This is a genomic window from Fenollaria sp. C0166D3, assembly GCF_056590255.1.
In genome coordinates, this window is sequence record NZ_JBWPVU010000003.1 from 40,028 (window position 1) to 54,045 (window position 14,018).

18 protein-coding genes are annotated in these 14,018 nt (G+C 34.9%); all 18 read right to left on the minus strand.

Features of this window, described 5'->3' with window-relative positions; genetic code table 11:
* Positions 1-13: 13 nt before the first annotated feature.
* Positions 14-1,675, minus strand: a complete 1,662-nt coding sequence (locus tag AC1EJ0_RS02550; RefSeq protein WP_480023229.1) for a ribonuclease J — start codon at positions 1,673-1,675, stop codon at positions 14-16.
* 12 nt (positions 1,676-1,687) lie between these two features.
* Positions 1,688-1,930, minus strand: a complete 243-nt coding sequence (locus AC1EJ0_RS02555; RefSeq protein ID WP_294985592.1) for a DUF1292 domain-containing protein — start codon at positions 1,928-1,930, stop codon at positions 1,688-1,690.
* A complete protein-coding gene (gene ruvX, locus AC1EJ0_RS02560) occupies positions 1,920-2,351 on the minus strand; it encodes a Holliday junction resolvase RuvX (protein ID WP_320605666.1) in 432 nt (143 codons plus the stop codon). The genes AC1EJ0_RS02555 and ruvX overlap by 11 nt, the downstream gene beginning before the upstream one ends.
* A 41-nt stretch (positions 2,352-2,392) precedes the next feature.
* Positions 2,393-2,644, minus strand: a complete 252-nt coding sequence (locus AC1EJ0_RS02565) for an IreB family regulatory phosphoprotein (RefSeq protein ID WP_019214720.1) — start codon at positions 2,642-2,644, stop codon at positions 2,393-2,395.
* Between the two features lie 70 nt (positions 2,645-2,714).
* Positions 2,715-5,348 carry an alanine--tRNA ligase gene (alaS, locus tag AC1EJ0_RS02570; protein WP_480023228.1) on the minus strand — a complete coding sequence of 878 codons (2,634 nt, stop codon included), beginning with the start codon at positions 5,346-5,348 and terminating at the stop codon, positions 2,715-2,717.
* 10 nt (positions 5,349-5,358) lie between these two features.
* Positions 5,359-6,567 (minus strand): AI-2E family transporter, encoded by a 1,209-nt coding sequence (locus AC1EJ0_RS02575; RefSeq protein WP_480023227.1) that lies wholly within the window; start codon positions 6,565-6,567, stop codon positions 5,359-5,361.
* A 4-nt stretch (positions 6,568-6,571) separates the two neighbouring features.
* Positions 6,572-7,021 (minus strand): Fe-S cluster assembly scaffold protein NifU, encoded by a 450-nt coding sequence (nifU, locus tag AC1EJ0_RS02580; RefSeq protein WP_480023226.1) that lies wholly within the window; start codon positions 7,019-7,021, stop codon positions 6,572-6,574.
* Complete coding sequence (gene nifS, locus AC1EJ0_RS02585; protein WP_480023258.1) at positions 7,021-8,208, minus strand: cysteine desulfurase NifS; 1,188 nt, start codon at positions 8,206-8,208, stop codon at positions 7,021-7,023. The genes nifU and nifS overlap by 1 nt, the downstream gene beginning before the upstream one ends.
* Before the next feature lie 387 nt (positions 8,209-8,595).
* Positions 8,596-9,549, minus strand: coding sequence for an L-threonine 3-dehydrogenase (locus AC1EJ0_RS02590; RefSeq protein WP_294796422.1), 954 nt, complete (start codon positions 9,547-9,549; stop codon positions 8,596-8,598).
* Positions 9,550-9,558: 9 nt separating this feature from the next.
* Positions 9,559-9,939, minus strand: a complete 381-nt coding sequence (locus tag AC1EJ0_RS02595) for a RidA family protein (protein WP_019214714.1) — start codon at positions 9,937-9,939, stop codon at positions 9,559-9,561.
* A 2-nt stretch (positions 9,940-9,941) separates the two neighbouring features.
* Entirely contained in the window at positions 9,942-10,283 is a 342-nt protein-coding gene (rsfS, locus tag AC1EJ0_RS02600; RefSeq protein ID WP_480023225.1) for a ribosome silencing factor, read from the minus strand.
* Positions 10,284-10,286: 3 nt separating this feature from the next.
* Positions 10,287-10,862 carry a bis(5'-nucleosyl)-tetraphosphatase (symmetrical) YqeK gene (gene yqeK / locus AC1EJ0_RS02605; protein WP_480023224.1) on the minus strand — a complete coding sequence of 192 codons (576 nt, stop codon included), beginning with the start codon at positions 10,860-10,862 and terminating at the stop codon, positions 10,287-10,289.
* Positions 10,855-11,445 carry a nicotinate (nicotinamide) nucleotide adenylyltransferase gene (nadD, locus tag AC1EJ0_RS02610; protein ID WP_480023223.1) on the minus strand — a complete coding sequence of 197 codons (591 nt, stop codon included), beginning with the start codon at positions 11,443-11,445 and terminating at the stop codon, positions 10,855-10,857. The genes yqeK and nadD overlap by 8 nt, the downstream gene beginning before the upstream one ends.
* Positions 11,435-11,728: a YhbY family RNA-binding protein gene (locus tag AC1EJ0_RS02615; protein ID WP_480023222.1), complete on the minus strand. Its 294-nt coding sequence runs from the start codon at positions 11,726-11,728 to the stop codon at positions 11,435-11,437. Before AC1EJ0_RS02615 ends, nadD begins: the two co-directional genes overlap by 11 nt.
* 8 nt (positions 11,729-11,736) lie before the next feature.
* Positions 11,737-12,996, minus strand: a complete 1,260-nt coding sequence (obgE, locus tag AC1EJ0_RS02620) for a GTPase ObgE (protein ID WP_480023257.1) — start codon at positions 12,994-12,996, stop codon at positions 11,737-11,739.
* A gap of 57 nt (positions 12,997-13,053) precedes the next feature.
* On the minus strand, positions 13,054-13,344 hold the full coding sequence (gene rpmA / locus AC1EJ0_RS02625) for a 50S ribosomal protein L27 (RefSeq protein WP_019214708.1): 291 nt from the start codon (positions 13,342-13,344) through the stop codon (positions 13,054-13,056).
* Positions 13,338-13,700, minus strand: a complete 363-nt coding sequence (locus AC1EJ0_RS02630) for a ribosomal-processing cysteine protease Prp (protein WP_480023221.1) — start codon at positions 13,698-13,700, stop codon at positions 13,338-13,340. Before AC1EJ0_RS02630 ends, rpmA begins: the two co-directional genes overlap by 7 nt.
* A gap of 2 nt (positions 13,701-13,702) precedes the next feature.
* Positions 13,703-14,014 carry a 50S ribosomal protein L21 gene (gene rplU, locus AC1EJ0_RS02635; protein WP_058260524.1) on the minus strand — a complete coding sequence of 104 codons (312 nt, stop codon included), beginning with the start codon at positions 14,012-14,014 and terminating at the stop codon, positions 13,703-13,705.
* Between the last annotated feature and the right edge of the window lie 4 nt (positions 14,015-14,018).

Below are 14,018 nucleotides of genomic sequence, written 5' to 3' on the forward strand. Positions count from 1 at the left end.
AGTAAAGTTTATATTATACCTCCATGATTACTGGAAGTATCATAGGATTTCTTTTCATAGTTTGATATATATACTTCTTCAAACTGTCTCTGATAGCATTTTTAATGCTTGACCAGTCTTTAATGTTTCTTCTTTGGCAATCTTCTATGGCTAAAACAACTTTTTTCTTTGCTTCTTCCATAAGATCATCAGCTTCTCTAACATAGACAAAGCCTCTGGATATGATGTCCGGTCCAGCTATAGTTGATCCGTCTTCTTTACTTAATGTCAATACGACTATGATCAAACCGTCTTCAGATAAGTGCTTTCTATCTCTTAAAACGATATTACCAACGTCGCCGACACCAAGACCATCGACCAAGACATTGCCTGAAGTAACTTCATCAACGATTTCAGCCTTTCTCTTATCAAGTTCAAGCACGTCACCGTTATTCATGATGAAGATGTTCTTAGGGTTCATGCCCATGCTCTCAGCGAGTTGCGCATGTAATTTAAGATGTCTTTGTTCACCATGAACTGGTATAAAATATCTTGGCTTAAGTAGTGAATGTATTAGCTTAAGCTCTTCTTGACAAGCGTGACCTGAAACGTGTATCTCGCCAAGTGATTCGTATATAACTTTTGCATCTAGCTCTATAAGCTTGTTAATTACCTTTGATACAGCATTTTCATTGCCTGGTATTGGGTGAGCTGAAAGTATAATTAAATCATTTGGTGTAAGCTGAATTTTTCTGTGCTCATTATAGGCAATCCTTGTAAGTGCACTCATTGGCTCGCCTTGTGAACCTGTTGTTATTATGCAAAGCTCTCTGTCATCATACTTATTCATCTTATTTATATCAATTATACTTGAGTCTTTAACTCTTAAGTAGCCTAAATCCTTAGCGACTTTAACGTTATTTATCATGGACCTGCCTGATAAAACTATTTTTCTGCCGTGTTTTTCAGCCGCTTCTATAATTTGCTGAATTCTTTGCATATTTGATGCAAATGTCGCAACTATGATTCTATTCTCAGTATATTCGTGGAAAATAGTTCTAAATGTCTCTCCGACTACTCTTTCACTTAGAGTGTAGCCTTTTCTTTCAACGTTTGTACTCTCTGCCAATAGGCAAAGCACACCTTTATCTCCTAGCTCAGCAAACCTGTTTAAATCGTTCACTCCGCCCATAATTGGCGTAAAGTCAATTTTAAAGTCACCTGTGTGAACTATAACGCCTGCAGGTGTGTGAAATGCTAGTGCTGCTGAGTCAGGAATACTATGGCATTGTCTAATGAATTCGACAACAATTTTCCCTAATCTAACCTTATCGTTAAAGTTTACCACATGCATTTTAGGTTTTAAGTTGTGTTCCTTTAACTTATTTTCTAAGAGTCCTAAAGTTAGTCTAGTACCGTAAATAGGTACATTTATCTTCTTTAAGACATATGGTATAGCTCCTATGTGGTCCTCGTGACCATGCGTTAGGACTATACCTTTAATTCTCTCCTTATTTTTTTCTAAATATGTGATATCTGGAATTACGATATCCACGCCCAGCATCTCGTCCTCTGGAAATGTCATACCGCAATCGCATATAACTATATCGTTATCACATTCAATAAGAGTAATATTCTTTCCGATCTCATTCAGACCACCCAGCGGGATGATCCTTAGTTTGTTACTCTTTAACATCGTCTCCTCCTTTTATTTATTTGTTTTATCTAATTCTTCAAAGGCTTCTTGAGCTTCTCTTAGCTCCTCGTCGTCTAAGCCTGTGAATACTAAATTCCCTTCATTATCTTCACTATACTTCATTATATAGTAATCTTCGTCCTCTTCGCTTTCATACATTACTACATACTTGTCAGTATCAATCTCAAAAGTAGCTTCGACGATAAGTTCTATCTCATTACCATCATCGTCATGAAGCAGTATTTTATTCTCCATTTTTTCCCCTTTGCATATCTAAATATGTTCTTAAAATATAATTTGCCGCGATTGAGTCAACATACTTTTTTCTGTTTTCTCTACGCACATTCGTATCAATTAAAACTCTTGTCGCACTTACTGTTGTCAGTCTCTCATCAACATAGACAACTTCTATGTCATCAAGATTTTTCTTCATAAAATCCATGTACTTCTTTACTTTTTTTGCTTGTGGTCCAAGGCTTCCATCCATATTCTTAGGAAGGCCAACAACCAAAGTCTTTACGCCGTACTGATCAATAATTTCTTTTAACTTGTCTCTATCTTCTAATTTTGAAGTTCTAAATATAGTGTTTAGCGTTGTGACTATAATTTGTAATTCATCTGAAATTGCAAGTCCTACCGTTTTATCGCCAACGTCTAAAGCTAAAATTCTTTCCATAATTTCACCTAAAAATAATAGGGGTTATAAGCCCCTATTAATCATTTCAAATAATCAACGAGTATTGCCTCCAAAAGCTCATCTCTTTCCATTTGTATAATCATCGATCTTGCATCGTTGTAGCTTGTTATATATGTTGGATCGCCTGATAAAATGTAACCTATGATTTGGTTGATGGGGTTGTATCCCTTAGCTTCTAGAGCCTCACAAACCTTATTTAATATTTCTTTTGGTGATTGAACTGTTTCCTTTTGAATATTAAATTTCATTGTCTCATCAAATTTCTTATCCATGCTATCACCTCTAAATATAGTATATCATAAAAAACTTATGTCTTCAATAATAATTTATTTCTTATTATAATTAGCTTAAAATCTCTTTAAGTTTTTCTTCTGCTCTTAATTCAAAATCTTTAAGCTTATCTGAGTTGCCGCCGCCTGCTTGAGCCATGTCATCTCTTCCGCCGCCCTTAGCATCTAGTAGTGGCGCAATGTTCTTCATCAAGATATTTGCTGTAACAACTTTACTTACAATATCTTTTGTAAGTGTTATGATAAATGAAGTCTTTCCGTTTATGTCTGCAGCTACCATAACTATACCTGATTTGACTTTGTCCTTAAGCTTATCGCCTGCTTGTCTTAATTCGTTCATATTGTCAGCTTCAATCACGCTGATGATATAGTTAACGCCATTAATATTTTTAACTTCGCTGTCAAGGTTTTTAAGCTCTGCATTTTGTATTTTGTTCTTTAAATCTTTTATTTCTTTTTCTCTATCTTTTAAGTCGCTAATTGTTTGTTCAGCCTTATTGATAAGGTCTTCTTTATTAGTTTTGAATGTTTCACTAAGCTTATCTAGTTCAGCTTCATTATCATTTAGGTATTTGTAAGTATTTCTGCCTGTTAGAGCTTCGATTCTTCTAACGCCTGCAGCTATACCAGTTTCTTGAACTATCTTAAATAGTCCTACTTCGGAAGTATTTTTAACGTGAGTACCGCCGCATAGCTCCATTGAGAAGTCGCCAACTTTAACTACTCTTACTAAGTCTCCGTATTTATCTTCAAATAGACCTGTTGCACCCATCTTTTTAGACTCTTCTAAGCTAACTACCGATGTATTTACGTCTATAGCATCAAAAATGCTTTCATTAACAATATTTTCTACTTGTTTAATTTCATCAGCTGTCATTGCTTGGAAGTGAGTGAAGTCAAATCTAAGTCTAGTTGGACTAACTAAGGAACCTGCTTGATTAACGTGAGTGCCTAGAACCATCTTTAGTGCCTTGTGAAGTAAGTGAGTTGCTGTGTGGTTCTTGCGCGTATCTTGTCTAAGCTTGTAGTCAATCTCAGCATCTAGCTTGTCGCCAGTTTTTAATTCTCCAGACTCTACTTCAACTTCATGAAGCACAAGACCTGTCTTAGTCTTCTTTGTGTCAATTACCTTTAAGATAGCCTTATCATTTTTAAGTGAGCCTACGTCGCCAACTTGTCCACCTGATTGACCATAGAATGGTGTTTTATCAAGTATAACTATGGCTTTGTCGCCTTCCTTAATTGAATCGACTAAGTTTTTATCTACAACTATAGCATTTACCTTGGCATCTTCATTTACATTGAGTTCGTAGCCAATAAACTCATTCTTATAATTTTCATAAATGTCTAGATTTAAATCACTGTTCCATCCAGAGTCTTCAACATGAGCATTTTCCTTTGCTCTAAGCTTTTGCTCTTGCATGTTCTTGTTAAACTCTTCTTCATCTACAGAAATTCCATTTTCTTCAAGAATTTCCTTAGTTATATCGAATGGGAAGCCATAAGTATCATACAAAATGAAAGCTTTTTCTCCAGATAGGCTAGTTTTGCCTTCTTTTTTAATTTCGTCAATATATGAGTTTAAGATGTTCATACCTTGATTGATTGTTTCTTCGAACTTAGCTTCTTCAGCGCTTATAATCTTGATTATAGTCTCTCTGTTTTGAGCAAGTTCTGTATAGTGATATGACCAGCCATCTATAACTTTTTCTACAAGATCAGCTAAGAATGGTCTATCTATGCCAAGTAGCTTGCCATGTCTAATTGCACGTCTGATAATTTTTCTAAGTACATAACCTCTTGATTCGTTTGATGGTATGATGCCGTCTGAAACCATGAAAGTCATGCTTCTTACGTGGTCAGCGATTATTCTTATAGATATATCATCTTTTTCATTTGTTTTATACTTTTTATTAGATAATCTTTCTACCTCTTCAATAATGCTTCTGATTTCTTTTATATCGAAGATTGAGTGAACGCCTTGCATAACGCATGCCATTCTTTCAAGTCCCATGCCAGTATCTATATTAGGGTGGCTTAGTGGCTCGTACTCGTCTTTTGATTTTCTATCAAATTGAGTAAATACAAGGTTCCAAACTTCTATTAGTCTTTCATTATCTACGCCATCATTAAAGTCTTTTAAAGTACCGTAGCTTTCTCCTCTATCGTAGAAAATCTCAGTACATGGACCCGATGGACCAGTTTCAAGCTCCCAGAAGTTATCTTCTTTGCCAAGTCTTACTAATCTCTTTGGATCTTGACCTTCCTTAACCCATAGGTCAAAGGCTTCGTCGTCATCCTTGAATACTGTGATCCATAGCTTTTCAGGCTCTATTTCAAAAACTTCTGTAAGTAAAGTCCACGCCCAATGAATTGCTTCTTTTTTGAAGTAGTCTCCAAAAGAGAAGTTTCCTAGCATTTCAAAGAAAGTTCCGTGTCTATCAGTCTTACCAACATTGTCAATATCGCCAGTTCTGATACACTTTTGGCAAGTAGTCATCCTCTTAGATGGAGCACTTAACTCGCCTGTAAAGAACTTCTTAAGTGGTGCCATGCCCGCACCTATTAATAATAATGATTTATCATCCTTTGGTATTAGCGAAAAACTTTTTTCAGCTAAGTGACCTTGATTTTTAAAGAAATTTAAATATTCATCTCTTATTTCGTCCAAAGATAAATGTTTCATGTATACACCTCTAATTATTTTTATTTACAACATATTCATTATACACTGTTTTGATGACAAGTGCAATAGGTACCGACAGTATCATACCTAAAAATCCAAATAGCGCCGCTCCTAGTATAAGTAGGAACAAAACTACTATTGGATGGAAGCCCGTTTCTTTTGATAATATCTTCGGACCCACGATATTGTTTTCAACCCATTGAATTAATATATATAGAATGAAGATCCAAAGCGCTTTGATTGGGCTGTCTATAAAAGCAAAGACAAAGGCTGGTATTAGTCCCATAAGCGGTCCAACATACGGCACTATATCAGCAACGCATGTGATTATACCTATAACAAAGGAGAATTCTACTCCCAAGGCTAGAAGCATAATAAATGTTGCAAAACCTACGAATATCGCCATCTTAATCTTGCCTATGACATACTTAGTCATATCATTGTGAATATTTGAGAATAGCCTTATTAGCCTTTCTTTTCTCGCCTCTGGTATCATAGCTTTGAACTTTTCCTTAATTTTGTCTTTATCCTTCAAGAAGTAAAAGGCAAATATTGGTGTCAAGACAAGTGAAAATACAAAGCTCATAACATTCTTTGCAGAATTAACTAGTAAATTTCCCGCATTAGCTGTTTGTTTTTTGTATATTTTCGAGATATTATCAATTATAAGTTCATTATCAAGATTTATACCTTTAAAAAGCTCATATTGATTAAAGAAATCGTTAATTGATTCAAGCGTTTGCTTGTAATATTCTGGGAATTTAATTATAAGATTTTTAATATCAGAAATAGTCTTAGGAAAAACAGTGAAACCTAAGATTAAAAATATAAGAATAACTATTAAAAAAACAGTCAAAATCGCAAGATTATCCGATATCTTAAGTCTCTTACGCACACTTTTAACCATAGGATTTAAAAAGTACGCAAGCATTGCCGCGACTAGTATAGATAGCGTGATCGTCCTTACCATAAGAAAGTTTTTGTATATGTATATGAAGAATAATATCGCTAAAACTGTTATTATAAACTTAATTATTACAGTCTTAGAGAATATAAGTCTCTCGCCCTCATCGAGGTGTTTATTACCGATATTAACGAGATAATATATGCCTAAAGCTAATATAATTATCTGCAAACCAAGGAGGATACCATTTAAGGCTCCTCCTTGATTTATCAAATTAATTATGTTCTCGTTAATAGTATTTGCTAAAAAACCCATCTTCTTAGTCTAGTTCTACATGATCATGATCATGTAAATCATCTTTTGGTGGTTCGTAATTTTCAAGACCTTTTACCTTATGACCAGTTTTTTCTTGATAGTCATAAAGAGCTGCCTTGATAGCTTCTTCAGCAAGTACTGAGCAGTGCATCTTGATTGGTGGTAGTCCATCTAAGTTTTCAGCTACTTCCTTATTTGATAAATTTATAGCGTCGTTTATGGACTTACCTTTGATAAGTTCTGTAGCCATAGATGATGACGCAATAGCAGTACCACAGCCGTAAGTCTTAAACTTAACATCTGTAATTATATCGTTTTCATCTATCTTTAGGTACATCCTCATGATGTCGCCGCATTTTGCGTTACCAACTTCGCCAACACCGCTTGGGTTTTCCATCTCTCCTACATTTCTTGGATGCATAAAGTGATCCATAACTTTTTCAGAATATAACATTATATTTCTCCTTTCGCAATTGCCTCATCATATAGAGGTGACATTTGTCTTAATCTTTCAATAATCTTTACTAGGCTATCTACAACATAGTCTACATCTTCATCTGTAATTTCTTCTGAGAATGTTAATCTTAAAGATCCGTGAGCAATTTCGTGTGGTAAGCCTATTGCAAGTAGTACATGTGATGGATCTAATGAACCAGATGCACATGCAGAACCTGTTGAACCAGCTATGCCCATAGCGTCAAGCATTAGTAGAAGCGCTTCGCCTTCAACGTACTTGAAGCAGAATGAAGCATTTCCTGGTAGTCTTCTTTCTGGATCTTTACTACCGTTATATAGTGTATATGGAATTTTTTCCATAATTTCTTTAACTAGTCTATCTCTTTTATCTCTTAAATGAGAGTTATGCTTATCAAAATTGTCATATAATAATTCTATAGCTTTAGCAAGACCGATAATTTCAGCAGTATTTTCAGTTCCTGCTCTTCTCTTTCTTTCTTGTCCACCGCCATGAATTAAATTGTCGATATTCACGCCTTTTCTAATGTATAAAGCGCCTATACCCTTTGGTCCGTATAGCTTATGGCCCGATAAACTCATCATGTCAATGCCAAGGTCTTCTACATCTATCCTAACGTTACCAACTGCTTGAACAGCGTCTGTATGGAATAGTGCGTTATGTTTGTGAGCTATAGCAGCTGCTTCTTTGATCGGCTGTATAGTTCCTATCTCGTTATTAGCAAACATTATACTAACTAAGATAGTATCGTCTCTCATAGCATTTTCAAGTTCATTAAGGTCAATGAATCCATCTTCATCAACGCTTAAATATGTTACCTCAAAACCTTCTTTTTCCAAGAACTTGCATGTATTAAGTATAGCTGGGTGCTCAATTGCAGTCGTAATTATGTGTTTACCCTTGTCCTCGTACTTAAATGCAGTTCCCTTTAAAGCCCAGTTGTCTGATTCTGAGCCACAGCTTGTAAAATATATCTCATCTGCCTTGCAGTTAAAGTATGATGCTATCTTCTCCCTTGCTTCTACCACATCTTTTTTCACTTCAGTTGCAAGCGAATAAAGACTTGATGCATTAAAATACTTCTCATCATAGTATGGTAGCATCGCATCTATAACTTCTTTTCTAACTCTTGTTGTTGCAGCGTTATCCAAATAAATAAAGCCCATCATAATCCCCCTTTATATATAATCATAAAAAGATAAAATATCTCTATTTTATCTAATATGTATAATCTTTGTGATAATAAAATTATCTATGTAATATGATTGGCTTCTAATATGTATATGTTTGTATTCAATTGTATTTATATTATAATATATCTAATAGCTTTTGTCAAGTCCATGCAAATGATTTTCTCTAGTATTAATATTTATTATACTTAAATCACATATAATAATATATTTATATCTAGCATCTTGCTATATTCGTTCTAAGCCAAGTACAATGAGCGTGTTTCATTCATCATACATATACATTATACCCAAACTACTCCATTTGCTAAACAAAAAACAGAGTGATTTCTCACTCTGCTTCGTATAATAATATTGATTAAACTATTTTAATTTTTCTCTTAGCTTTTCAAGCATGTCTTTACTCATTGTGTCAAGATCGTATTTAGGCTTCCAGCCCCATTCTTCTCTTGCACAGCTGTCATCTAATGAGTTTGGCCATGAATCTGCAATTGCTTGTCTAACTGGGTCAACATTGTATGTCATAGTAAATTCTGGCATGAATTTTTGTATTGACCTTTTAATTTCTTCTGGTTCGAAGCTCATTGCAGCGATGTTGAATGCGTTTCTGTGTATTAGTTTTGATCCGTCAGCTTCAATAAGTTGAAGAACTGCATCTAGTGCGTCTGGCATATACATCATGTCCATGTATGTACCTTCTTTGATGAAGCATTCGTAAGAACCTTTTTTAATTGCGTCATAATAGATATCAACAGCGTAGTCAGTTGTTCCTCCACCTGGTAGTGTATCGTATGAGATGATACCAGGGAATCTAACTCCTCTTGTGTCAACGCCAAATCTTAAGTGATAGTAGTCGCAAAGGTTTTCTCCAGCTACTTTAGTTACACCGTACATAGATGTTGGTCTTTGTAATGTTGTTTGAGGTGTTTTATCCTTTGGTGTTTCTGGTCCAAAACAAGCGATTGAGCTTGGTGTAAATACTTGGCATTCGTTTTCTCTAGCAACTTCCAATACATTGTATAAGCCGCCCATGTTGATTTGCCAGCACTTTTGTGGTACCTTTTCGCCAACTGCTGATAGAAGTGCTGCTAAGTGAACTATAGTGTTTACTTGATATTTATCGGCAACTTCTTTAATTCTCTTACCATCTGTAACGTCAATTAATTCGAATGGACCTGCATCGATTATGTCTTTTCTTTCAGGCAATTCTCTAACGTCTGATACAACAACATTGCTGTCGCCGTATTCTTTTCTAAATCTCTTTACAAGTTCAGAACCAATTTGTCCTAAAGCTCCAGTAACTAATACTTTTCTCATTTCTTCCTCCTATTTGTATGCAATTGCTTCTATTTCAATAAGCCCATTCTTTGGTAGAGTTGAAACCTCTACGCAAGATCTTGCAGGTTTATGACTTGAGAAGTATTTTTCGTAAACGCCATTAACTTTTGAAAAATCTTTCATATCTTTTACAAAGATAGTTGTCTTAACTACGTCTTCTAATGTGAAGCCAGCTTCATTTAAAATTGCTTCTACATTTTTAATGGATTGTTCAGTAGCTTTTTCAATATCATCAGAAATTAACTCTCCTGTTTCAGGATTGATAGGTAGTTGGCCTGATGTGAAACAAAATCTTTCAAAAGCTATCGCTTGTGAATATGGTCCTACAGCACCTGGTGCTTTTTTAGTGTCTACAGTTTTTAGACTCATTCTTATTCCTCACTTTCTGTTTCTAAATTTTTCCATAATCTTTCAAGATTATAGTATTCTCTATCATCGCTTAAGAATATGTGAACGATTACGTCTTCATAATCCATGATTATCCAATTACTTGTTGCTTTGCCTTCAACACGTCTTGGCAATACGCCTTGTATGGCAAGTTTTTCATCAACCTCGTCCATAATTGACTCAGCTTGTGATTTATTATTGGCTGAACAGATTACAAAATAATCAGCAATAGAGCTTCTATCTCCTATAAATATACTATCTATGTCAAAGCCCTTCTTCGCTTCAATTGCATTTTGAATTATTTCTAACTTTTCTTTAATTTCCAAAAATTATTCTCCTTTCAACTCCAATAATAATGAATTTCTTGTTTTTAATGATTGTGGGTGAACGTATAAGCCTTCTTCAAGTAAATAAGATAGGTTGTAGTTCACTGCTTCATACGCTGCTTTTGTAAGGCCATCATACTTAAACGCTCTAAGCTTTTCAGCCATGGAATAAGTTCTTAAAGGCTCTGCAAAATCTGCGTAAAACACAATCTTCTCTAAATCACTCATATTTTCTCTACCAAGTGCGTGATTTTTTATAGCTAAAAGCACTTCTTCATCCTCTATGCCATACTCATCTCTTGCTATATAGTAGCCGAGTAAAGCATGAAGCACTTTTATAGTGTGATTTAAGTCACCATCAATTATTATATCAAATTCTTTTGCCTTTTGCAATATCTTATCTGTATCTTTATATTTTGCACAGTCGTGTAAAAGTCCTGCGACCCTTGCCTTTTCTTCGTCTACACCATAGTATTTTGCAAGCTCTACTGAAAAATTCATAACTGATAAAGAGTGCTCATACCTTGACTGTTTTACTTCGCTTTTTAGTTTTTCTTTAAACTTTTCAATATCATACATATAGCTTCTCATCCCTTATAAACTTTTCTACATCATCCCTGACAAGATACTTGATCGATTTGCCGTTCTCTATCATCTCACGTATCATGCTTGATGATATCTCTACTCTTTTATTGTTTAAAACTTTTATATCGGCGCCGTACTTTTCTTTGTACTCAGCTATCTTTATGCTTATGGCCTCGTCCTCATCATCTCTTTTTAGTACAAGAATTTTATAATTTTTAAGTATCTCGTCTATCTTGTACCACCAATCAAGATTCATAAGACTATCTGAACCTATAAGTATGGTGATATCGTCATCACTTAGCTCTGAAATTTTTTCAAGGATTAAATAAAGTTTTCCTTCTAAATTATATTTATTTTCTATGCTTGAGTAGGCAAATTTATCATTATCCTTTATTGCCATCTTTAGCATTTTTAGCCTTGTATCAAAATCGAGTGTATCCTTATAATATGGATTCATAGTCGGTATAAAAACTACCTTATCAAAGCCCTCTTCATTGATGCAGTGCTCAGCCAATATCAAGTGCCCATTGTGAATGGGATTAAATGTGCCGCCAAAAATAAGTATCTTATTTTTCATCTTGCAAAAGTCTCGGTCTCTTTAGTGACTCTCTATAAATTACAAATATCGAGCCAATTTGTTGAACGAACTCACAGTTAAGCTCTTCCATAAGAAAGGCTTGTGTTTCTTTTACATCTTCTGATGAATTATTTAAAACTCTGATCTTAACAATTTCATTCTTTTCTAAATAATCATCGATTTGATTGATAAATTCAGCCGAGATATCTTCCTTGCCTATTTGAAATGTAGCTTTTAAATTTTGTGCGATTGATTTTAACTTTGCTCTTTCTTTTCCTGTCATAATATCACCTATCTATAATAATCAAACTCGAAGCCGCATACATCGACTGTATCTGAGTCTTCTAGTCCAAGCTCTCTAAGCTCATCCATGATGCCTTCTTTTTCAAGGAATCTTTGGAAATATCTTAGTGAGTCTATATTGTCAGCATAAACGCCTGCTAAAACGTTTTCGACCTTAGTTCCTTCAACGAAGTAAATGCCATTTGATTTATATACATGAACTGGGATATCTGTATCTTCTTTGATGTATACTTCGTCATCGAATGTTTCGTTAACATTTCTTGGCATATCCTTGATGATGTCATAAAGCTTATACTTAAGCATCTCAACGCCTTCAAGGCTAGCGCTACTTGTAATAACGCTATCGTAGCCCATCTCTTTGAACTCGTTTTGAAGCTTTTCTAGCTCTTCTTTTTCATAAACTAAGTCCGCCTTATTTAATACGACTAATTGCTTTTTATCTTTTAATTTTTCATTATAAGAAAATAATTCTTCGTTTATCTTTTTAAAATCTTCAATCGGGTTTTCTCTTTCAGATCTTGATGCATCAACAACGTGAGCAAGTACATTGGTCCTTTCTATATGCTTTAAGAAGCTATGACCAAGTCCAAGACCTTCGTGTGCTCCCTCGATAAGACCCGGTATATCGGCAGCAACAAAGCTGTTATTATCCTTTGTTGTGACTACTCCCAGGTTTGGCTCAAGTGTCGTGAAGTGATAGTTAGCAATCTTTGGTTTTGCTCTTGATATCACCGATAAAAGCGACGATTTACCTACGTTTGGGTAGCCTATGAAGCCAACGTCTGCTATAAGCTTTAACTCAAGTATTACTTTTATCTCTTCACCTTTTTTACCAGGCTCTGCAAATGTTGGTGCCTGCCTTACAGAGTTTTTGAACTTTGCATTGCCTCTGCCGCCACGGCCACCTTTGGCTATGATGACTTCGTCGCCATCATTTTTTAAGTCCATAATAAGTCCCTTTGAATTATATTCCTTAACAAGTGTACCAACAGGAACTCTAAGGACTAAGTCCTCACCATCTTTACCATATTGCAATTTGTTTTTGCCGTTTTCACCATTATCAGCTTTAAATATTCTTTTATGTTTAAAATCTATTAGCGTTCTCATATTTGAGTCAGCTCTTAAAATGATGGATGCACCCTTGCCTCCATCGCCGCCATAAGGTCCTCCAGCAGGTTCAAACTTTTCTCTTCTCCAGCCAACCATGCCGTCTCCGCCCTTACCAGCTTTTAATTCTAATACTACCATGTCTAACACATTATCACCACCTTAATAAAAAAGGAACCGTGTACCGGTTCCTTAAAACTATGCTAAAACTTCTTTTGGATATACACTTACTTGTTTTCTTTTCTTGTCTTTTCTTTCGAATTTAACAACGCCATCAATCATAGCAAAAAGTGTATCGTCTTTTCCTCTACCGACATTATTACCGGGATGAATCTTTGTTCCTCTTTGTCTTACAAGAATATTACCTGATAGAACGAATTGTCCGTCTCCACGCTTTGTTCCAAGCATTTTTGGCTTACTGTCTCTACCGTTTTTTGAAGAACCAAGTCCCTTTTTAGAGGAGAATAATTGTAAATTAATTTTTAACATTTCTTTACCTCCTTCACATACAAAGCCACTCTATCGGAGTGTTCCTTATATATATTTTTAACGCTTAGTAATAAAGACTTAAGTAGTATCTGACTTATGTAGTCCTTTTCAGAATCATCTGTCCTATACTTAAAACTTAATTTAACCTCGTCTTTATCATCATCTTCATAAATTTCCACGAAGTATTCTTCGTTTTCATTTAATCCTGCTATTTCTTCTAAAGAATTGACTGTTGATATAGAAAGAGCTGAGAGACTTGCGCAAACTATGCCATCTTCATGTGCGTAATTTGCATGTCCATCAAATTCAAATCCTAGTATCTTGTCATCCTTTTTGAAAAAATTTACTGTAGTCATAACTAAGCTTCGATCTTAGTTACTTCTAATCTTGTAAATGGTTGTCTATGACCTTTTTTCTTTCTTTCGTTCTTTTTAGGTTTGTATTTGAATACAACAATCTTTTTAGATTTACCTTGTTTCAAAACTTTGCAAGTAACCTTAGCACCATCTACATAAGGTTTACCTACTTTATTATCCCCATCATTAGAGACGAAAAGTACAGTGTCTAAGCTAATTTCGTCGCCTTCGTTAGCTTCTAACTTTTCTACGTGGATTACATCGTTTTCTTTAACCATGTATTGCTTTCCACCTGTTTCTACAATTGCGTACAAGTCT

What these genes read in the sequence shown, in the direction of transcription:
- AC1EJ0_RS02575 (WP_480023227.1), bottom strand. Translation starts at nt 6,567, where the DNA reads ATGGGTTTTTTAGCAAATACTATTAACGAGAACATAATTAATTTGATA.
- AC1EJ0_RS02550 (WP_480023229.1), bottom strand. Translation starts at nt 1,675, where the DNA reads ATGTTAAAGAGTAACAAACTAAGGATCATCCCGCTGGGTGGTCTGAAT.
- AC1EJ0_RS02565 (WP_019214720.1), bottom strand. Translation starts at nt 2,644, where the DNA reads ATGGATAAGAAATTTGATGAGACAATGAAATTTAATATTCAAAAGGAA.
- AC1EJ0_RS02590 (WP_294796422.1), bottom strand. Translation starts at nt 9,549, where the DNA reads ATGAGAAAAGTATTAGTTACTGGAGCTTTAGGACAAATTGGTTCTGAA.
- nifS (WP_480023258.1), bottom strand. Translation starts at nt 8,208, where the DNA reads ATGGGCTTTATTTATTTGGATAACGCTGCAACAACAAGAGTTAGAAAA.
- AC1EJ0_RS02630 (WP_480023221.1), bottom strand. Translation starts at nt 13,700, where the DNA reads ATGACTACAGTAAATTTTTTCAAAAAGGATGACAAGATACTAGGATTT.
- AC1EJ0_RS02615 (WP_480023222.1), bottom strand. Translation starts at nt 11,728, where the DNA reads ATGACAGGAAAAGAAAGAGCAAAGTTAAAATCAATCGCACAAAATTTA.
- yqeK (WP_480023224.1), bottom strand. Translation starts at nt 10,862, where the DNA reads ATGTATGATATTGAAAAGTTTAAAGAAAAACTAAAAAGCGAAGTAAAA.
- nadD (WP_480023223.1), bottom strand. Translation starts at nt 11,445, where the DNA reads ATGAAAAATAAGATACTTATTTTTGGCGGCACATTTAATCCCATTCAC.
- obgE (WP_480023257.1), bottom strand. Translation starts at nt 12,996, where the DNA reads ATGGTAGTATTAGAATTAAAAGCTGGTAAGGGCGGAGACGGCATGGTT.
- alaS (WP_480023228.1), bottom strand. Translation starts at nt 5,348, where the DNA reads ATGAAACATTTATCTTTGGACGAAATAAGAGATGAATATTTAAATTTC.
- AC1EJ0_RS02595 (WP_019214714.1), bottom strand. Translation starts at nt 9,939, where the DNA reads ATGAGTCTAAAAACTGTAGACACTAAAAAAGCACCAGGTGCTGTAGGA.
- ruvX (WP_320605666.1), bottom strand. Translation starts at nt 2,351, where the DNA reads ATGGAAAGAATTTTAGCTTTAGACGTTGGCGATAAAACGGTAGGACTT.
- AC1EJ0_RS02555 (WP_294985592.1), bottom strand. Translation starts at nt 1,930, where the DNA reads ATGGAGAATAAAATACTGCTTCATGACGATGATGGTAATGAGATAGAA.
- rpmA (WP_019214708.1), bottom strand. Translation starts at nt 13,344, where the DNA reads ATGTTAAAAATTAATTTACAATTATTCTCCTCTAAAAAGGGACTTGGT.
- nifU (WP_480023226.1), bottom strand. Translation starts at nt 7,021, where the DNA reads ATGTTATATTCTGAAAAAGTTATGGATCACTTTATGCATCCAAGAAAT.